At 38.4% G+C, this 21,904-nt stretch carries 14 protein-coding genes; 1 reads left to right on the forward strand and 13 read right to left on the reverse strand.

The genetic code is table 11. The features are described 5' to 3' along the window. Positions 1-60: 60 nt before the first annotated feature. Positions 61-1,365, reverse strand: a complete 1,305-nt coding sequence (locus FB2170_RS03355) for an alpha/beta hydrolase family protein (RefSeq protein ID WP_013305101.1) — start codon at positions 1,363-1,365, stop codon at positions 61-63. A gap of 331 nt (positions 1,366-1,696) precedes the next feature. On the opposite strand from FB2170_RS03355, the gene FB2170_RS03360 reads away from it, so the two are divergent. After that, entirely contained in the window at positions 1,697-1,990 is a 294-nt protein-coding gene (locus tag FB2170_RS03360; protein ID WP_013305102.1) for a hypothetical protein, read from the forward strand. Between the two features lie 563 nt (positions 1,991-2,553). On the opposite strand, the gene FB2170_RS03370 is transcribed toward FB2170_RS03360, so the two are convergent. The 12 genes from FB2170_RS03370 to FB2170_RS03425 all read right to left on the reverse strand — a co-directional run bounded on the left by FB2170_RS03370 (position 2,554) and on the right by FB2170_RS03425 (position 21,896). Next, positions 2,554-3,762, reverse strand: a complete 1,209-nt coding sequence (locus tag FB2170_RS03370; protein WP_013305104.1) for a hypothetical protein — start codon at positions 3,760-3,762, stop codon at positions 2,554-2,556. After that, on the reverse strand, positions 3,762-4,274 hold the full coding sequence (locus FB2170_RS03375) for a TlpA family protein disulfide reductase (protein WP_148232052.1): 513 nt from the start codon (positions 4,272-4,274) through the stop codon (positions 3,762-3,764). Before FB2170_RS03375 ends, FB2170_RS03370 begins: the two co-directional genes overlap by 1 nt. A gap of 111 nt (positions 4,275-4,385) precedes the next feature. After that, a complete protein-coding gene (locus tag FB2170_RS03380) occupies positions 4,386-5,387 on the reverse strand; it encodes a metallophosphoesterase family protein (RefSeq protein WP_013305106.1) in 1,002 nt (333 codons plus the stop codon). A 14-nt stretch (positions 5,388-5,401) separates the two neighbouring features. After that, a complete protein-coding gene (locus FB2170_RS03385) occupies positions 5,402-7,501 on the reverse strand; it encodes an alpha-L-fucosidase (RefSeq protein ID WP_041633019.1) in 2,100 nt (699 codons plus the stop codon). A gap of 35 nt (positions 7,502-7,536) precedes the next feature. Continuing rightward, positions 7,537-8,358: a glycoside hydrolase family 16 protein gene (locus FB2170_RS03390; RefSeq protein ID WP_013305108.1), complete on the reverse strand. Its 822-nt coding sequence runs from the start codon at positions 8,356-8,358 to the stop codon at positions 7,537-7,539. 21 nt (positions 8,359-8,379) lie between these two features. Next, on the reverse strand, positions 8,380-10,548 hold the full coding sequence (locus FB2170_RS03395) for an alpha-galactosidase precursor (RefSeq protein WP_013305109.1): 2,169 nt from the start codon (positions 10,546-10,548) through the stop codon (positions 8,380-8,382). An 82-nt stretch (positions 10,549-10,630) separates the two neighbouring features. Beyond that, positions 10,631-13,075 (reverse strand): alpha-L-fucosidase, encoded by a 2,445-nt coding sequence (locus tag FB2170_RS17540; RefSeq protein WP_013305110.1) that lies wholly within the window; start codon positions 13,073-13,075, stop codon positions 10,631-10,633. Beyond that, positions 13,075-15,612: a sulfatase-like hydrolase/transferase gene (locus FB2170_RS17150; protein ID WP_013305111.1), complete on the reverse strand. Its 2,538-nt coding sequence runs from the start codon at positions 15,610-15,612 to the stop codon at positions 13,075-13,077. The genes FB2170_RS17540 and FB2170_RS17150 overlap by 1 nt, the downstream gene beginning before the upstream one ends. Then, on the reverse strand, positions 15,599-16,513 hold the full coding sequence (locus FB2170_RS03410) for an alkaline phosphatase (protein ID WP_049782635.1): 915 nt from the start codon (positions 16,511-16,513) through the stop codon (positions 15,599-15,601). Before FB2170_RS03410 ends, FB2170_RS17150 begins: the two co-directional genes overlap by 14 nt. Positions 16,514-16,517: 4 nt before the next feature. After that, positions 16,518-18,881: a glycosyl hydrolase family 95 catalytic domain-containing protein gene (locus FB2170_RS03415; protein WP_013305113.1), complete on the reverse strand. Its 2,364-nt coding sequence runs from the start codon at positions 18,879-18,881 to the stop codon at positions 16,518-16,520. A gap of 19 nt (positions 18,882-18,900) precedes the next feature. After that, positions 18,901-20,307 (reverse strand): sialate O-acetylesterase, encoded by a 1,407-nt coding sequence (locus FB2170_RS03420; protein WP_013305114.1) that lies wholly within the window; start codon positions 20,305-20,307, stop codon positions 18,901-18,903. Continuing rightward, positions 20,304-21,896 carry a sulfatase family protein gene (locus FB2170_RS03425; RefSeq protein ID WP_148232054.1) on the reverse strand — a complete coding sequence of 531 codons (1,593 nt, stop codon included), beginning with the start codon at positions 21,894-21,896 and terminating at the stop codon, positions 20,304-20,306. The genes FB2170_RS03420 and FB2170_RS03425 overlap by 4 nt, the downstream gene beginning before the upstream one ends. Between the last annotated feature and the right edge of the window lie 8 nt (positions 21,897-21,904).

Raw genomic sequence — 21,904 nt, forward strand, 5'->3', positions numbered from 1 at the left:
CCCAATAAGCAAACAACTTAGCTTATCATAATTTTTGTTTTTTTTTCGAACTACGAATATCTACTCAAGAGCCTTGCTATGAAGCAACTCCATCCCTGTTGAAGAACGATTTTTAAACCCTTCCCAAGTTTTTATATTGGAATTTTTAGGGAGGCCAAGGTATTTTGAAAAATCACCTCCTTTTAAATGGGTGCCTAAAAACGCTGTAACAAAATGCTGATTGATATTGTTGATTTTACGTTGATCCCAAGTGGGCTCTGCATAACGATAATACTCATCAATATGTAATCCAAGCCTTAAGGACTCCGCTGGGGGAGGGTTAGGCGCTACGTTATGTCTTGCATTCATATATGTGAGTAAATAGCGATCAGCATTAACAGCCCCTTCATAGATGGCCTTGATACCTTTTTCATAGCCCGAAATATCATCTTCACTGCCTGCAACAAATAATGTTGGGGTTTTTAAGCCTTTTAAGCCTTCTGCATCCCAAACGCCACGTTCCATGCCCCAAGGAGCAAAGGCCACAACTGCTTTGATGCGAGAGTCTTTTCCGCCCATAAAGTTGGGATTACTGGCCAAAAGCTCTGAAATGGCCGAACTACCGCCGGTCATGCCTGTAAAAAACTTGCCCATACCATCAGAATAACCAGCACCCGCTACATTAAGGACACCATAACCTCCCATGGAATATCCAACAATGCCAGTTTTATTGGCATCAATGATTCCTGCCAATGTATCACTACTATCGCTTTTACCTAAGCGTTCCATTTCACTGATAACGAACTGTATATCCTTCGCACGATTCAGCAATGTACTTGGAAAAGGGGCAGCATCCTTAAAAGTAGAATCGGTATGATCAATGGCAACGACCACATACCCCTTGGAGGCCAAATTTTCGGTCAAATATGTCATTAGGTATCGTGAACCAACATAACCATGGGACACAATAACTAGTGGATACTTTTCAGTAGCAGCTTTGGGTTCTGCATCACGCAAAGCCCTTCCCTTAAAGGTAAAAGGCACCAAAGGACGTAACGAATCACCACGAGTGCCCATTACTTCTTCATAAATTACAATGGCTTCTACATCTGTTTCTACTTGTGCGGGGTACCATATTTCTACTTTCAAGTTACGATTATACAACGGATCGTTTCCCTCCTTGGAATTCAAAATATCTACTTGACCTGTGTTTACCAAATCAATTGTACGCACTCCTACGGAAAGCTCACCACGCTTCGATAGCTCGGGCGCATCAGGTAAAGGATCACCATACAAAAAAGTGTCCTGAGCATTTAGGGAAACATTTAAAAAAAGAATAATAAGGGTAAAGCAGAAAGATGATTTTAGAACAAAACTGAACTTCATATTAGGGAATATTGGTTTTGTTTAAATGTACGGAATTTATCAGGGAGTAATAATCTTAATCAGAAGTCACATAAACCAATCCTTAATAAAACTAATCCAGGTATTCACCGACGAGTTACGATAAAAAAGGTTTCATCACTAAAATTGATCTTTACAGCCAATTTAATTCCTTATTTAAACCTATTTTGGGTTCTTTGCTCCGGATATGTAAATTTGATTTAGATTTTAAGTATCTCTTTTTTTTAATGAGTCCTCCTTGAGGTATGCCTAGTGCAGTAATTAGAAAAAAACCTTTATTTTTACATGCCCCATTGAACTTAAACCAAATAACATGGTTAAAAGAAGTACACTTTTTATTGTTGAAATAATTATCCTTGCCGGATTTGGTATTGGAATATACCTACAAGACTTAAAACACAAGGAAAGTACAAGTGCATATTGGAAGGCCAATAGACATAATATGGGTAGACTCCAGAATATTCAAAAATTTACTTCCCAAATAAATTCAAGGAATTGGAAGGCAATGCGAGATAGTATTCATCACCAAATGGATACTTTGGTGATTCTAAGGTTTAGAAAAGAAGTTGACAGCCTGAATAATACCCGGAAAACGCCACAGCAATAAATTACTGACGTATCTATTTACAAATCAGATAAGTAATTCTTGACACCTGATAGTGACCGATTTCCTTTTTCGAAATTGATTGTAACATCTATACCACGCGAAGGATTTTTTTTGATTGAAAAAAATCAACGAAAAACACCTTAAAATCACACCCACAAAGCTTTAACAAAATTTTAAGTGTGCATTTCATCGAAAAAATAATGCATTTCATCCGCGCCTTGATTCTTTTGGATATTTTCGTGTGCGAATTAATAAACCTGAAGCTAAACCTCTACCATCTCGCAGATTTATATGAAAACCTTTTTTCGCGCCACACTTTACTTTTGTTCATTTTCCCTTTTCGTCCTTTGTTTTACTTCCTGTGATAAAAATTCTGATTTAGTTGAAGAATATGTTCTTTCAGAGAACTTACAAGAACAGAAACTTGATGATCCTTCTGTACAAAACACAGCTCAAAGAGCAGTTCTCGATACAAAGGAAAATGACTTATTTACCGACTAGGGCAGCCCAATAACCATCTTTTATACCCAAAATTTTATTGAAATCTATTCAATGCATCCCTTTTAAAAGCTATCTAATCGAACATTAGCAGTTTTAACCGTTGTTATATCGCCCGTTGCATCAGTCCAGGCAAAATATATTTTGTCTTGAACCAGTTCCATTTGAGGGAAGCCTGATTTTCTAGAGGCGGCCATCGTATCAATAACTATAGACCTTCCCATTTGCCCATTTTTATTTACTTTAACTGCCTTGAAGAGCGCTTTTTGGTTGATTGTTTCCATCCAACTTACTATGGCCCTTTCAGCATCAATAAGTGCAATATCCACTCTTCCCATAGCCTTGGTATCTCCTATACGAATAGGTTTGTCAAAATTAACCCCACCATCTGAGGAGAAGGTGACTTTTACTTTGGCTTCACCATTCGCCTCCGTAAACCAAGCTACAACCAAATCATTGTCAATAGCATCAGCCTTGGGGCCATTTACAGGACATCCTTTTATCTGCCAATTATCATTGTTGATGGTCTTTGGAGCTGTCCAATTTCCATTGACCAACCTTACGATAGACATATCTCTTACCTCATCATCCGATCTATCCCGATAAACAACTACTGGCCCATTTGCCGTTATAGCAGCAGTAGTCTGGCAACAATCGCAGGTTCTTTCATCCAATACATGTTCATTACTTATTAAGCCTTTTGAAGATACTTCAGCGGCTCTAATGGTCATTGCTCCACCATGGTGGTCATGACCAGAACCTGAGGTGTTACGACCATCTAACCAAGTAATAAAAAACGCCTCATCATATGGTAATGTTGTTACAAAACCATGTTCAGTTTTGGTAGAATCTGAGTGTAATTGAAGATCTGCCGCCCATTGAGAGTTCTCTTTCCCCATTACATTTAATCGGACATCATACGAAAAAGTCTTTTTTGATGACTTTTTTAAAACATGTGAAACAAGATTACCGTTGTTCTCAGCTATGGTAGGAAAATCAGCCCAATTCACAAACCAATCCTCACCTTGCGTTATTAATTTCGGATCTTTCCATTGTCCACCTATCAACCTCGCATACTTCAGTTTCGTCAATGAATCATTAACTTTTTCAACCCAAGAAATAAGTGTAATATCCTTATTAGAAGACAAACTTGGCAGTGAACTCATGGGTCCCGTCGGCGAAGAAACAAACTTTACCAATTGTACCTCTCTCTTTTGTTCTTCTTTACATGATAAAAACAAAATAAAAGCAAGCGCGAATAAACAAAACCTCATTAATCTAAACTTTTAAGTCTTTCAATAGTTTCTGGGGAATCCCATTCCAGAGCTCCAGAAATTTCATCAACTTTTTTCCCCTCTTCATTATATACAAAAGTTTTTGGCAATGCTTTAATACCAAGATCGGCAAAGGCTCCAGTATATCTAATATACGTGAATTCAAAACCTTTCCGTTCTTTAAAGGAGTTAATGATTTTAACCGATTGGTCAGTGGCCAACAAAACGACATAGTTCTCCTTTTCTAGAATCTCTTCTGCTTTTAATAGTGAGGGCATTTCTTCAACACAAGGTCTACACCAAGTTGCCCAAAAATTAAGAAGAATTCTTTTTCCTTTATAATCACTAAGGTCTACAGGGTTTCCTTCTAAATCTTCATAACCGTTACTTGAAACAACCGCCTCTTCAATCGATTTATCCATTCTGACGACGGTCGTACTTTTTTTATCCGCATCCTTACAAGAATTCAACATCCCCATTATCAGGACCAATAAAAAAACTGGAGTTCTCATAAATATTTTTTGAAGTTCAATGCACAAAATTAACTCATTTTAGTTGTTTGAAAGGCACAAAAAAAACTAAATAATCCACAAAAACACACCACTATACCTCTACTTAAATTTTCAAAAATCCAACTTATAATCCGATATTTCCGCTGATAATTGAGAGCCTAGAATACCTTTTGGCTTCCCAATATCAAAAGGTGATGGCGGCATCCATTCACTTTTCACTCCTTCAATGATTAAACTTCCTTTAGGGTTTAATGTGGCAAACGCATATAATGGATCTTTGTATGGTGCCAAATTTGCCAACCATTTGTACTCCTCATATAACTCTTTGGAATAGCGTTCCGTACTTCGATATTTATCGCTCATCCACTGGTATGACGCGCTATTTATTTCGATATAATCAATTCCGTTTTGATAATGATGAAAATCAATGTGGTTATGCCCGTTCATACAACATATCACTTTTTCTTTTTGGGCTTCCATTATTCTTTGAAGTGCAAGTCTATTCTTCACACCCCATTCATAGTGCCAAAGACTTTGATGTGAAAAAACAACAGTTGGTAGTTTTGTAGCTTCTAAATCAGCTTTGAACCATTCAATCTGGGCATCATCAATAAATGTTCGCAGACTACTATCTACATAAAAATTAGCTTTTTCATAATCAATGAACTTACCATCTTGGAACAAAAAATTAGCATCCAATACCACAAAATGAAATCCCTGAAAATCATAGGAATAATAGGTTTTTGGCATTCCCCAATAATCGAGCATCTCTTTCTTTGAATGCCTGTCCATATCATGATTGCCCAAAACATGATATTTCGGCCCTTTATACGTTTCCCATATATTCATAAATGCGGTGTTTTCTTCTTCCGCCATGCAGAAATCACCCATTTGAATTATGAAATCAACTTCTCTTTGATTTGCCTCGGAAATGAATTCTTCCAAACGTCTGTTGGCATCGGGCATTAAATCTTTATGAACATCGGCAATGATTCCAAAATTCAATTCGTTTTTTTCAGTATTGATAGATGGAGCAAAAGAAAGCATGGTGGTAGGAACAACGGTTGCAGCAGTCCCAAGACCTATTTTATTTATAAAATATCGTCGATCCATAACGTTATACTCGCTTATAATTTCTCTGTTATCACCCCAATTTCCCCAAAGGAAGTAGTATAATCTTCACCTGCCACTTTTATTCCCCTCAACCTAATATATCTCCCTTTGGTTGATTTGAAATTCACTTTCTGCTGAATCCGATTGTTTACAATATTTGCAAATTCTCCCCGTACAACACGGTTCCAGCTTTTACCATCTGTACTAACATAGAATTCATAGTTTGTTATAATACCAAACGGATATCTCTCTTGAATGGGCCAATAGGTGAACCCTTTTAAGTTATGAACCTCACCCATATCAATAATTACTTCTTGAATTGTGGAAACACCTTTGTCAGTTGACCAGAAAGTATTTGGGTCATCATCCATAAGTCTAATTCCATCGTTCATATTACCAGTTGTTGTATGTATTACTTCCCAATTTTTCTTAGAGACATCAAAATAGGTTTCTGTAATTTCACTTTGTTCATTGGTGTCGGGGTCATATGAAATACCTTTTACCATGGTTGGTGAGTTAACCTCAAAAGATTTGTCATATTTCATTGATTTATCGGTAGGTTCAGAACCATCAAGCGTATAAAATATTTGAACACTTTCATCTGGAACAACCATACTTACCATACCTTCTCTTGTCCTTTTAATAGTTGGTTCAATCAAGAGATTGGGAGCCCTAAACAGCTCTATGTTCGATATCGCCAACGGCCCTTTAGCTTCTAAAAAATGTACTTTTATTTTCTTGGTCTTAACGGTCTCAAATCTTAATATTCGCTTAAACCCAATTGTTGTCTGCCCATCTAACTCTCGCCATTCCCCATGCAGTTCCGCCGAAACAATAAAATTTTTAACCCTTTGTCCCAGTGGTATATATTCCTGCAATAAGACTCGGTTTACTTCCGTTGGCTCATCAAATTCAAAAAACAATGAAGCATTTGTTACTGTGTCATTGGTTGCCCAATACGTTTCTGGTTTTCCATCGTTTACATTGACCGCTTTATAGGATGTATTCTTACCTCTTTCGTCAGTAGCCGAGACTTTAGCATTTTTGGCCAATTCTGTCTTAAAGTCCGCATCCAATTGTTTACGTAATGTTTTAAGTTGTTCCACATCCGTTTCATGTACCAACCCGCGATTATCTACAGGTAAATTCAATAAGAAAGATGCATTTCTTCCAACGGAGTGATAATAAATATCCAAAAGTTTAGGCAAGGTTTTAACTTGATGGTCCTCAGCTGCATGGTAATACCAACCTGGTCTAATTGACACATCAACTTCAGCAGGTAACCAATGTGTGCCATCTTCATGCCCAGAACGTAACTCAACATATCTTGGCCATCCTGGATGAATCTCGTTTCGTCGCATGATGCTCCAATTGGTTTCATTAGCCCAACCCTCTTCATTACCAACCCAACGTATATCAGGCCCTCCATCACTAAAAACAACAGCATTGGGTTGAAGTTCTCGGACAATGGCCACTGCCTCTCCCCACTCATAATATGTCTTATTATCAATTTTTCTGGTTTCATTAGCTCCCCCATAATATCCGGAACCCCCATTGGCACCGTCGAACCAAACCTCAAAGACTTCACCATAATTGGTCAATAGTTCTCGTAATTGCTCGTGAAAGTCTTTCACATATTCTGGTTTTCCATAATCCTCATGATTCCGGTCCCATGGGGATAGATAAACCCCAAACTTAAGACCAAATTCTTTACAAGCCTCTGAGAGGTCTTTCAGTAAATCACCATTACCATTTTTCCAAGGAGAATTCTTTACTGAGTGCTCTGTGGTCTTAGTAGGCCAAAGACAGAAACCATCGTGGTGTTTTGCCGTAATTATTATTCCCTTCATTCCAGCTTCTTTGGCCACTTTTGCCCATTGTCTTGTATCCAATTCCGAAGGATTGAACTGAGCTGGTTTTTCACCTCCAGTACCCCATTCCATATTGGTAAAGGTGTTCATATTAAAATGCACAAATGCATAATATTCTAGCTCATGCCATGCCAATTGCCGCTCAGATGGCAAAGGACCAATAGGTTCGGGTGGATTTACTTTATCACAGGATTGGAATAGGAGTAAAATAGCAACAATAAATATCTTTTCTTTGCTCATCATAAAATCATTTAAAAGATAACTTTCTTTAAAGTTAATCATTGATACACTTTGACCCAATCTATTATCATTTGTACTGGTAAATCCTTTGGGTTTACATCGCCTACCCAAGAACCCCCGAGTTGTTGGTCTATCAATAAATAAAATGGTTGATCAAATGGCCATTGAGATGGATCAATCCCTTCAATTTTTGGATATGTATAAGATTCTTTTCCATTTAGGGTGTACACCAGTTTATCTGGATACCACTCTAAACCATATGTATTAAACTTTTCAGTATCACATTTGACCGTGGTATAATAGGGCGGGTTCTTTTTTTGTTTCAATTCCAGGGTATAATATGAATGTGTGGTTTGATATACTTTATCCTCATAATTTAAATGTTCCATGATATCAATTTCTCCATTTCGAGGGTATGCACCATACTTGCTTTGCTCTGACAACATCCAAATTGCTGGCCATGCTCCCTTTGCACTTTCAAATTTGGCCCTGATTTCAATTTTTCCGTACTGAAAGGCAAATTTCCCTTTGGTATAAATACCACCGGTCAAAAAAGGACGTGGATCACTAATAGTATCAGGATTATTAATACCAATTAAGGACAATTTACCATCGGTTAGAGAATAGCATCGTGGGTCGCTGGTCATATAATTTCCCCAATCCGCATTATTGGGGGGTATGCGTGTCCATTTTGTAGTATCTATTTTTGCTTTGTCAAAATCATCCTGCCAAACTACTTTCCAATCTTTATGTATTCTATTTTCCTTTTGAACATAAATAGTAGTACTCGCTTTTTTAGTTGAAACAGATTTGCACCCAACAACCAAAATCAACACTACGAGCCATAATACATTTTTCATACTTTTCTTTAACCCTTTAGATTATTGAACTACCAGCCAGGTATATCCGTTTGGTGGAATTGTCACTTTGATTTCCGATTCGTAATTCCGGTTCAATTTTGAAGTTAGAGAATTCTCTCCTTTCTCCACTATGCGTGCTTCTTCATCCAATCCTGTAAAATACAGGGGTAAACTAATTTCTTCTTCAATCGTTTTTGATGTAGGATTAAAAAGCATAACCAAAGCTTTTTCTTCCAGGCTCGGATTCACATGCATAAATCCATCCCAAGTCCTACCATCTGGTCTTCTCAAGTGAATAATATCTGAATTCAATATATTTCGATACTTCTTGTAATGGTCGATCTGATCTATGACCAATTCTTTTGTGGCCTGAGAGTCGAACAGTCTAGGGCCCCTGTAGCAAGCTTGCACCCCTGAACCATAATTTTGCACCATATGCGCTTCATAAGAATCTAAATGATCATTCAAAGGTTCTAAAGTAGCTTCGGCACCTCCTCCATGATATTCGGTCAAAGGAACGAATGTCCAGGCCATCGAAGGTGTTTTCTCCCAAGTACCATCATAAATATTCTGCCTCCCCAACATAATCTGTTGCGCTCTAGGCAAGGACCAATTTACCTCTCGATAACCTATCCCACATTTGTTTGAGCCTTGCAAATAATAAAAATCAGGGGCATTTAAATAAATATCTTTCTCTTTTAGCCAATGGTAAAAGTCTTTGGTCATATTCCATTGCACCCATTGAGAATCTTCATATCCTTTGTGGTGTTTATGAGTGGTAGATGCACAATAATCTCCTGGATAAGGCCCATCATGCTCTAGGAGGTCAAACCCTGTTTTATCAAGGAAGTATTTAATTCTTTTTAGATAGGTGTGCCCCCATTCCGAAGCCAAGCAAGGGGCATTCCCGAATTTGGCACCACCCGGTTTTCCTGTATCCTTGTCGATTACATCAACAGAATCACTGATTTTTCGACTCGAGAACAATGAATATCCACCCAATTCAATGCCTTTGTTATGTGCATAATCGGCCAGTTCTTTGAACTTTTTAATATTACCCTCTGAATTATCCTCCATATTGAGCCCGCTTCCAAAGCTCAATATCACCATTTCGTAACCTGTAGCTTCACACTGGTCTATGGCCGTTTTAACCTTTTCAGGGTTGGTGGTTGTCAAATGCATAAAAATGGGATTCTCTGTAGACCAAGGAGCCAATAATCTATACATTTTACGAACAGCCAAAGATGTTCTTTCTCGATCCGTATTATCTTGTAGCAATTCATAGGTATGAAAACTCTCAAAAGAATCTTTTGGCTTAACAACTTCATTCGGCCCAACCAATAATTTACTTTCCAATAAACATTCAGTCTTCATCAACCAATTGACCTGTGAAGTATATTCTGGGTCAAATTCCCAAAAGATGGATGTTTCTGACTCGCCGGATGTAAACCCTCCAAAAGAATAATCACTTTCTACGTGCATATTGGGTCGTCGCCATCTTTTTGAAGGTTCAACAAAGTTTTCAGCTTCAGGAAATGCCAAAATTTCATTTTTAAACCCGGTGATTCCTATGCTTTTATTTGACTTATTTTCTACGGAAATCCATTTGGCAATCAATGGAATGCCATCGTAAATCTCATAATGTACATTGACCAAAACTCCATCTAACTCCTTTAATGAATGATTAAATTGAATGATTAACTCTTTACCTTTTGGAGTGGCGTTTTCAGTAGTATGAAAACGTTTTTTATCATTCCATTTTATTTTGGATTGAATTTGTTTCACTTCATGTTTTACATATTGAAAGGCATCGGCATCTGCTGTTAAATCATCTAACCATTCTTCCAAAAGATAGCCATGTTCTTTCAATCCCACTAAGCCACCGACCGCATAAGTTTCCCCATTGATTGAAACTTCGGCCTCAGGTTTTATACTTCGAAGCATGGATTCACCCGTGGTTAGATTCCTGTATTCGACGGTTGCTGCATTTGGTGCTATTCTAATCGTTCGGTTTACAAGCCCATTATCCAAGCTAATATCATTTCCTTTTTGAATCACCAAGGATGTAAATCCCGAATTATCTATCAGCCAGTCTTTTGTGTCTTCAGATTTTTGAGCCATGCACAATGTACTACTAATGCCAACCACCATTAAAGAAACAAACTTCCCTATTCTACTCTTTAAAATCATCTATTCAGGTTTTATTCAAATTAAAATATCATCATTTGTTTGTCTTAAGTATTTTTGGACCGTCTAAAACAAAAAAACTGTTTTACTTATTTACGAAAAACACACTAAAATTCTTAACCTTAGGAGTTTTAGTGTGTTTTGTAACCACCAATCGAATTCGTTTTACTTTAACAGCATCAAATTGTTCTATCCTTTTATTTCCAACGCTTTGTCCTTGCGCCAATAATTGCCATTTCCCATTTACCAAGCCTTCAATTTTGTATTCTCGAATTCGTTCCCCAAATTTAATATCCTCTTGTATTATGACGTGGTCAATTATTCTTGACTCTTCCAATTTCATTACCAATTTGGCACCTTCTCCCTTCGCAGATTTAATCGGCGTGGAGAACCTTCTTCTTATTTCATCTCCCCATTCCTTTAATCTTTGAACATCTGGTTCAGGCAATAAACCATCAGGATTTGGTGTTAGGCCCATAATCAAAGTAGAATTACGCCCTACAGATTTGTAATACATCTCCATAAGGTTATTCAATGGAAAAATATGGGCTTCATCCCCCGGTTCCCAAAACCATTCATGACGCCCGTTATATCCACGTAATGGAGCATCTGACATGGCTGGCATCCAATACCCTCCATTTGGATCACCAGTTTTCAATAGCTGAAATCCGTTTTTTGCAATATTCTCCTTAGCACTCTCGCCAGCTCCTGTAGCCCTATAGGGAAATGTAGCCCATGACGGATAAGACACAGTCCCGGATTCTGAACCGCCCCAACGCGCCTCTGCAAGTTGACCGTTGTGATAAAAGAGACAATTAGGTTGATATTGCTGAACAATTGGCAACACATCTGGCGCTCCGTTATCTGGATGATCAGCTCCTCCATCAAACCAAATTTCAAACAATTCGCCATAGCTGGTACAGATTTCTTTGACCATTTTTTCGACCATATTGTTGTACCATTTCTGGCGGTTAACCTTAAAATCACCTTCGCCGTTCACTTTAAAATCATGCACTCCCATGAATGAATTCCATCGAATTCCTAAATAAATACCAGGTTTTATGCCATATTTACGGCACGAGTTTACAAAATCACGTACCACATCTCCTTTACCGTCCTGAAATTTTAAGGCCTTCATGCCATAAGGATTTACGTTCGATTGGAACAGCGCGAAACCGGTTTCATGGGTTGCTGTTAATATGGCAAAAGTAAAACCAGCATCTTTTGCAGCCTTTACCCATTGATCTGTATCCAATTTTTCTGGATTAAAAACCTGATAGTCTTTTACAGGGTCAATACGGTTGTTTCCCTGCCCATATTTCAAACCATCAAAAACATGGAGGTCATAGTGAAATACCGCACCCATTTCGGCTTGCTGCCAGGCCAATTGTCTTTTATTGGGTACTGGAAGCTCTTCTTTTTCTTTGATAGGCACAAATACCGTATAGGACTCATCACCCTTCTTTACGGCCATGCTCAATACCTGAGGTTGGTTGTCCTCTACATAAATAAAAGGCCGTTCCATTCGGTCTGGGATAATTTCTGAATCTCCAAGCCATAACGATTTTTTTGGCATAAGTGCATACTCGGTGGCTTTTTTCCAATTTATACCATCCGGCGAGCTGATCATTCCAATCATTGTATGTGCATGAAAAGTACCATAGAAATAATCGCGTTTAGCGTCATACCACATGGACATATCCTCAGTATCGAGATAATCAATCACTGGGCTTGGTTGCATTTCAAAAGGCCCAAGAGGAGATTTGGAAATAGCAATAGCCTGGTTTCTAACAAATCGTTTTTCATTGGGTTTATCTCCTTTTACGATCAAATAATACCTGCCATCTTTTCCTTTGTCTATGGCCGGATTCACTGTCAATGTCGTAATTGGGCCAGACGGTTCAATTAATGGTTTTCCCATTCGTGTCCATGGCCCATTTATAGAATTCGAAACTGCTACACCAGTACGCTGATTTGGTCTTAAAATCTTCCAATTGGCATGGTTATAACCAGTGTGAGCTGTCTCAATAAGTTCTTTTTCAGTAAAATCCTTCTCTCCTAAGTTGGTGGATATATAGTATAAGTAGTATTTGCCGTCAAAATATTTGATTTTGGGATTATGGGCTGTAATAGCATCCCACTTACCCTTTCCCCTACCGGTAATTACGGTGTTTTTAAATTTCCAAGGCCCTTGCGGGCTCCTAGATGTTGCATGGGCAATTTCTGAATGAGTTAACCAACCAGTGAACTTGTAGTCTTTTTTCCAACGTGAGTAAAAAAGATGGTAGGTGCCTTTCTTGTCCTTAATAATGGAGGCTCCCCAGTTATAATAACCCTCTGTCTTAAAAATATTATCTGATGAAAGTAGTTGTATCCTATCTTTAAAAAATAAGGTGTCTGGTGGGGATTGGGCAATGGAGTTGATAAAAAAGAAAAATAACAGTGGAGCAACTAAGCTTTTAAGAAATCTAAAATCAAAACTCATCTTGTAATTAGGTATTTCTGAAGCTACATTAACGCTAATGACCATTATAGGTTGATTTTAAAGACATATGCCACAGTTCTATCACCTCCATAAATATTCCATCCTCCTGGCCCATACAAATAGGCCGGCTTCCCTTCTGACATTAAAATTTTAGGGCGTTCCAATTTGGGGTCCGGTCCATAAATCTTAGTACTTATTTTTTCATCATATTCAAGATAATATGATGGAAGTCGACCATAACCAATAGTTGCATCTTCTAATTTAAAATAAATACCATCCTTGGATTTCCATAAGGTTCCTCCACCAACAACACCAGTGTTTTCACCATGATTATCAGTGGTAAGAAGATAAATATGATCTTCATACTTAAAAACTGTACCATCTTCCAAAGTTCCTTTGTTTGAAGTTACAGGAGAATCGGTTATAGTATAGGGACCTTCTAAATTATCAGCAACGGCCAAACCGTATTGTAAATTACCATTTATATGTCTCGTTTTAAAATAGAGATAAAACTTACCATTATGAGTTAAGAAAGTCGGATTGGCCACCCCATTTTTGGACTGATAGTTCCATTTTTCAGGATTGTTCGAGTCTAATATTTTACCATCTACGCCTACTTTCTCCCAAGGTCCGTAAGGGCTATCGGACATTGCCATTCCTATACTTTGATTAGATGGGTGAGGAGGTTGCTGGTGGTCGGTATTTGCTATGTATACCAATACGTATTTATCATCAACTTTTGTTATTTCTGGATTGTGAGGGGCATATTTATCCCAAGTATTCTCATTGGTTCCAGTAATTGCAACATCCGAAAAAGTAAATGGCCCTTCTGGGCTATTGGAAACATAATGTGCTATTTCTGATGATTTTCTCCATGCTGGGTCCACATTCTTCTCCGGCCAACGAGCTGCAAATAAATGTGTTTTACCATCTTTACTTTGAATTGGGGCACATCCCCAAATCGTGTAATCTTTATCCTCAAGAGCTACACCTTTAAACTCCAGGTTTTTAGCAATAAATGATAATTCTGGTCCGGTTTCTTCTATAATTAATTCTGAAGGATATGGAACTCGTTCTCCCGTACTCTTTTCGATAGGCATTTGTGCCTTAACATCTTTTAAATGATTTGTAAGGACACTTGCCAATTCTTTCACTTTATCACTTTCTTCAGCTACCAAGTTTTTGGTTTCACCTATATCCCGTTTTAAATTGTACAATTCCATTCGCCTATCTTCATGAAAATAGATAAATTTCCAATCTCCTTTGCGCACGGCACTGGACGCCCCTATTCCCGGACCATCAGGGCCCCATTCATTTGGATAATGCCAAAACAATGCACGCGGCTCTCCAGGTTCTTTCATCTCCTCTTCAAAGGTTGCCACAAAACTTTTTCCGTCTACAGCCTGCACAGTTTCATATCCTTCAATCCCTGCCATTTCAAGTATGGATGGATAGAAGTCTTCGATAATCACCTGTTCATTTGATTCCGTATTTGGAGCTGCGGTTCCAGGCCATTTAACCAACATAGGTTCTCGAATTCCGCCTTCGTATACTGAACCTTTACCACTCGATAGTGGTAAATTATGTTTATGTCTTTCACCTCCCCGGGCTACGGAACTCAATCCTCCATTATCAGACATGAATAGAATAATGGTATTCTCTGCAATTTCCTTCTCCTCTAAATAATCCATGATATCCCCAAGACTCTTGTCCATTCCTTCGACCATAGATGCATATTTGGCCTCAGTGGAATCCATTCCTTTTTCAAAATACTTTTGAACAAAGCGGTCATCTGGCATTATCGGGGTATGAACCGCGTAATGGGCCATGTATAAGAAAAAGGGCTGTTGTGTTGCTACAACAGAGTCAAGAGACATCAACGCCTCTTGGGTTATAGCCTCTGATAAATGTACGTTCTTCCCATGATATTTTTCCAATCCCGGTACCGCCCATATTTCTTTGCCTTCTTTTCCGTTTCCGAAATTATCGGTACCATGATAACTCTCTGGGGCTCCGGCCGCATGCCCTCCAATATTCACATCAAAACCTAAATTCAAGGGATCCTCACCTGGCGTACCAATAGCTCCTAAATGTGCTTTACCAGAATGGACAGTAAAATAACCCGCATCATTCAATAATTGAGGTAGTGGAGTTGCATGAACTGCTTTGGGGTCACCTGCTACCGGACTCATTCCGTTTACATTCCATAATGGAAATTCCAGTATTGGGTGGTTTTTTTCCATAGGCTGAATACTATCCTTTCTCAATGTCCAGTTCGTCACACGATGTCTTGCGGCATTCATCCCGGTCATTAAGCTTACTCGAGTTGGTGAACAGACTGCCGTCGAATATGCTTGGGTGAATTTAACTCCGTCCGCAGCCAAACGTTCCATGTTAGGAGTTTTATAAACCTCATTGAACGGCGTTTTTTTATACCAAAAAGGTACAGATGTATCTTGCCACCCCATGTCATCCACAAAAAACAAAACAATATTTGGTTTGGGCTCAGGTATTTGCTCTGGCTCACATGAGGTTATACCAAAAAACAAAACCAATAACAATAATAATCTAGTTTTTATCATTCTCAAATGCCTTTATTACCGGTTTTCCTCTCCAAAAATCTGGTGATTCAAGGGCAAGGATATGCGCAATAGTCGATGCAGTATCGTAAGTAACTATACTTGTTTCCAATTTACCCTTAGCTGGAACATTCTTACCATAAATTATCCAAGGAATCTCCATTTCCAACAAAGTCTTTCCTCCGTGACCTTTATCAATTCCTCCGTGATCAGAACTAAAGATAATTATACTTTCTTCAATCATTCCAGCTTCTTCAAGTGATTTCAAAATCTTACCAACCAATCCATCAATCATTTCCACTGCCTCATAATACTCGGGGGTGTCATGACCTAAATTATGACCTGCACCATCAGGTTCATCAAAATGAATGAATGTCAAGGCGGGCTTTTCTTTGATAATGAATTCTAAGGCCTTATCGGCAGTTTCTTCATCTGATTTCCCATTAAAATCAAGATCCACCATATTCTTTTCAAACAAATAGCCAATACCTCCCCATTTATAGGAAACCCCTTTCTTCGCATCTGGCATTTGTTCATCTATTACTCCAAATATTGTGGGATATATACTGTCCTTTCCGATTATTCGGGAAGGTACTTCAGGGGTTTTACTTCCCCATTCGGTATACCCATGAAGTTCTGGTCCCGAGCCCATAATCATTGATGCCCAATTTACAGCACTGGAAGAAGGTAAAACTGCCCTTGCTTCCAAGGAATACGACCCCTCCTCCATCATTTTCCTAAGGTTAGGCACTTTTGCTTTCTTAATAGCATAAGCACCAAAACCATCTGAACCGATAAGGATTACATGTTTCGCCAGAGGTTTTTGCGCTTCAATTTTTACTTCAGTCTTACATGAAAATAAAATCAATGTGCATGATATGCATATAGTCCAAACTCTCTTCATTTTCTTATTTTTCTAATATTGAATTCAACTCTATTTTTTCGTTCTTTGGAAGTTCAATTTCAACTTCTTTAGTACCATATTTTATTTTTATGCTTTTTGTTTTCTTCGCTGTCAATCCTAGTTTCACAAGCTCGCCATCCTTCCATTCAATATCAACCTCAATATCACCTCTGGCTTTTATACCATTTATTTTACCGTTTTTCCAATTAGCCGGGAGAGCCGGTAAAATTCTTAAAAAACCTTCATGGGATTGGAACAACAATTCTGGTACAGCGGCGGTGAATCCAAAATTCCCGTCAATTTGAAAAGGTGGGTGCTCATCGAACATATTATCCGCAATTGATATCTCCAGAAACTTCCTTATATTTTCCTCCGCCGCATTACCATCCAAAAGGCGCGCATTGAGATTTATCATCCAGGCCCTACTCCATCCAGTACCAGCACCACCATGTTCCAACCTATAATCAATGGTCTTCTTTGCAGCGGCAAAAGCTTCTGAATTGTCAGCAGTTATTTCATCGCCAGGGTGCAAGGCATATAAATGAGACATATGTCGATGCCCTTTTTCTGGTTCATCATAGGGTTCGTTCCATTCCAATAATCTACCATCATCACCAACAACAATTCCAGGGAATAACTTCTCTCTTTTTGCTTTTACCTCTTTGGTAAATTCATCTTGAATTCCCAAAACCTTTGCCGCCTCTAACACATTATCAAATACCTCAGCAATTATTTGGTGGCCCATGGCACTACCGAATGAAACTGCAGCAGAATTGCCATCTGCATTAAAATAAGAATTTTCGGGGGAGGTTTCTGGTGATGAAACCCAAGCTTTACTGGTTTCATCCCAAACCAACCAATCCAAATAAAACTCTGATATCCCTTTTAAAACAGGGTATGCTCTATTCTTTAAAAATTCCTTATCTTCTGTATATCTGTAATGCTCCCAATAATGTTGGGCACACCATCCACCACCATGTACCCATGAACCCCAATAGGCCCGTTCAGCACGCATAAATGGTGTTGCCCATAAATCGGATGCATGATGGGCCATTGTACCTCTATTAATGCCGTATTGTTTTTTTGCAGTATTTTTTCCGCGCTCCAAAACCCTATCCAAGTATTCGAAAAAAGGTTGGTGAAGCTCGCTTAAATTGGCCACTTCCGCCGGCCAGTAATTCATTTGTAAATTAATGTTCAAGTGATAATCCGCATTCCAAGGGGCAGTAATGTGCTCATTCCAAATACCTTGAAGATTTGCAGGGTTTGTTCCTTGACGAGAAGATGCGATTAGAAGATAACGACCATATTTAAATAATTTTGCAGCCAAATCTGGATCATCATTCCCTTCCTTTATTCGCTGTAACCGGGCATCAATTGGAAGACTATCCAATTCCCTACCACCCAAATCCAAACCTACTCGATTGTACAGTTCTTCATAGTCCTTTGTGTGATTTTTCAAAAGTGTCTTGAACGAAGAGTTATTGACTTTTTCCAAAGTCTCAAGGTTCTTCTTAGTGTAATTTTCTCCATGATAAAAAGAGGTGTTACCTACTAAATGAATCAGCACCGTTTTCACCCCCTTCAAAGTTAATTGCCCTTTATCGGCAGTAACTGTTCCTCCTTCATTATGCACACGTAATCTAGTTTCAAACTTAACCCCATAATCCAATGGGAAAGACTTGGAATCTCTTTTACCACTGTATTGAGTCACTACCCCTTTCATACTTATTTCAGATTCTGATGGATTTCTCGTAGTTACAGTTGCATTTCCATCATCAGTGGGCCTGTTCATTCGAAGTGTAAAATCCATGCCATCTGTAGCATCAGTGGATAGTTCAATGACCATAACATCATCAGGTTTTGAACTAAAAACCTTTTGAGAATAAGAATTTCCTCCTGATTGGTACGCTGCGGTAATCAAAGCATCATTCAAATTTAAAGACCTCGTATAATTTTCGACCGACCTTTCATTTTCAAAATCTATATAGAGGTCTCCCATGGTTTGATGCGAACGAACAATGGTTTTATAGGAGAATTTTTCTACTATTAAGCTATCTACCTCACCGGTTTTACCCTCATTCAGTAAATTTCTAATCTCTTCTAAATCATCTGAATTGCCCCTATAATCTGGCCAATCTGCCTCGCCGGGCCACATTGAGTCCTCATTCAATTGAATTCGTTCATGATTGGGGTCCCCAAATACCATGGCCCCCAAACGACCGTTACCAACCGGTAAGGCCTGCATCCATTCCTTAGCAGGTTTGCCGTACCATAATTTATCCTCGTACTCAAAAGATTTTTCAGTACTACAGGAGGTCATCAATAAAATAAAAACTAGCCTAACAAGTATCTTTTTTGCTGTCATGGTCGATTATTCATTATGATTATTCAAATTTCCAAGAATCTGTTCTAAAAGCCGGTACCGGTAGTCCCTCGGTATTATATAAATTAGGCTCGGCAGTGTCAGTAAATGCAAATCTGACAGCTTTTGGATTTTTTACATTTTTGGCATAAACTACAATCGTATTTCCTTCGATTTTAGCTTTAGCGGAATAAAAAACCTTGTCTGTTCCGGCGACTTTGAAATTGGTCAATTTTTTTCCCTTTTTAATCAATCCGTTGTTGGCATGATCAAAAGACAAGATAATCTTGTTTCTATTGATTTTCATCGATTTATAAATGGGACCCGATTCCACTAACTTCCGAATACCGTAATCGTTGACCAATGCCCATAGCGCAAGCCTTTTACCAACTTCTTGCTTATTAATAGGGTGAATATTTTCCAAATTACCAATATCTGAGGTAACGGCCATTCCTGTTTTGGGAACATGTAGCATTGTTGTCAATTGGGCATCGCGAACAATAGCGGCATCAATAGCATCCATTTTTCCGTATTTAAATGGAGCAATCTGCGCAAAATAAAATGAAAAATCCTTCCGCCATAGGTCTCTCCAAGACTTAATAAGTAAAGGAAATGATTTATAATATGAATTGGGGTTTTGTCTATTTGATTCCCCTTGATACCAAATACATCCTGCAATATTAAATTTTGATAAGGGATGAATCATTGCGTTATAGGCTAAGCCAGCATCATTGGGCCACCATGGTTTTTCTTCTACCTTGGTCGCCGCTTTTTTTAATTCCATATCCCCATTGATTAGTTCTGACGGAATCCAAGTTTCTATTGGAGTACCTCCCCAATTAGAACTAATCATTCCCATAGGAAAAGACAGCCTATCTTGAATATTCCTAGCAAAAAAATACGCCACAGAACTAAAGTCCTTCATTGTCTCCGGTGTACACTCCATCCATTTTCCAGGTGTGTTTTCTTGTGGAAATTTTGCCGTATGTTGATCGACTTGAAAAAATCGAATGTTAGGAAAATTCGCATTTTTAATCTCTTCCTCTGCATTTAATAAGCCATTGGTAGGAGTCCACTGCATGTTCGATTGACCAGAAGCTATCCAAACTTCCCCAATCAATACATTTTGGATCTCTATTGCCTCATGCCCTTCAATTTTAAGGGTAAATGGGCCTCCAGATTTTGGGGTTTTAATTTTCAACGACCAAGTACCCTGATAGGCTTCTGTTGTTACCCCCTCGTTATCCCAAGACCCAATAACGGTAATTTTTTCAGAGGTATGCGTCGTCCATCCCCAAATAGTGACTTCTGAATTTTGTTGTAACACCATATTATCTGAAAGTATCGAAGGAAGCCAAATTTTGGCAAGACTTTCTTGAACGAAACAAAGTGATACTACTACTAAAAAGAACTTAATTGATTTTTTCATTTTTCTAGAATATTATTTCTTAATGCGGTTAGTTGATTCCATTCTTCATTACCAAAACCGTTTTCTTCATTGGTTTGCTTTTTTCCTGGAGTACTTCGACCGTCGTCAATATAGTCAAGCATAAGCTCACTAAGTTGGCCTTCAATATCAGGGTGGTGCCCAAATAAATTTGTTTGCTCAGAGGGGTCATTCGCCAAATCATACAATTGAAACTTTGGTAACTCCTCTATTCCCTCTGAATTAGGTTTGGGGTCGCTCCAACCACCAGACCCAGTACAAAAAATCATTTTCCAATTTGCCTTTCGCAAAGCAAAACTTCCATTGATCGAATGATGAACCGTCGCCTCACGTTTAAACTCTCTTTTATCCGTAGTATCCAAAAGCGGTAAGATTGAGAAACTATCCTCTCCTTGATTATCTAAAAGGTCAACATTAAGAATATCAGCGACTGTTGCCAATAAGTCCGTAGTACAAATTGTTTTATCCGACACAGAACCTGATTCAATTTTTGACGGCCATTTCACCACAAACGGAATCCTATGCCCTCCTTCATAAATATCAGCTTTGTGTCCTCTATAAATGGCGCTTGGATCATGACCTAAATCTCCTAAAATCTTAAAATCGGCCTGTGGAGAACAGCCATTGTCACTTGTAAAAATGACTATCGTATTTTCAGCTAAACCCTTTTGTTCTAGAACCTCAACCAATTGCCCCAGATAATCATCAATCATTACCACAAAATCCGCATATGGATTCAAATTACTTTTTCCTTGCCACTCCTCAGTTGGTAAAATGGGAGTATGTGGTGATGGTAAAGCCAAGTATAAAAAGAATGGTTGTTCCTCAGCACCTTGTTCTTTAATAAAAGACATGGATTTTCTAAAAAAGTTAGGGGTTACCTCATCATGAACAAAATCCGCAGCTGTTGGGCCTTCACGCCACCAGGTGTATTTTCCTTTATCGACAGTTACCGTATCAACTTTAGCAGTGGCCATTCCGTTTTCCACATAAACATAGGGTGCCATATCCAATGAACCTGAATGCCCATAGGCATAATCAAAACCTAAATCATTTGGGGTATTTGTAACAGGCTTTGTAAAATCAAGGTTTTCAAAATCTGTTGCATTCCAGCCTTCTCCACCATTATTGGTAGAATCCTTTATTGCCCAGTCCCAACCCAAATGCCATTTACCTATAAAACCGGTTTTGTAGCCATTATCACTTAAAAAGGAGGCAACTGTAGTTCTTGAATTCGGAATCAAAGCTTCCGATTTACCTGTTAAAACTCCACTTTTTATTGGACTGCGCCAATTGTACCTCCCTGTTAATATACCATAACGCGTAGGTGTACAAACGGCTGAAGAAGTATGGGCATCAGTAAATTTCATACCATCTTTAGCTAAGTTATCTATATTAGGGGTTTGTATTTTACCTTCTGCATTAAATGCACTTATATCGCCATAACCCAAATCATCTGCTAAAATGTAAACTATATTCGGCGGTTTCTGCTTTTTGACAATTTGTGTTTTTTCTGAACACCCTACAAGTAAGACTATACAAAAAATGGCAAAAACTACTGATCTAAACATTTGCATTA

Source organism: Maribacter sp. HTCC2170 (assembly GCF_000153165.2).
Taxonomy (GTDB): Bacteria; Bacteroidota; Bacteroidia; order Flavobacteriales; family Flavobacteriaceae; genus Maribacter_A.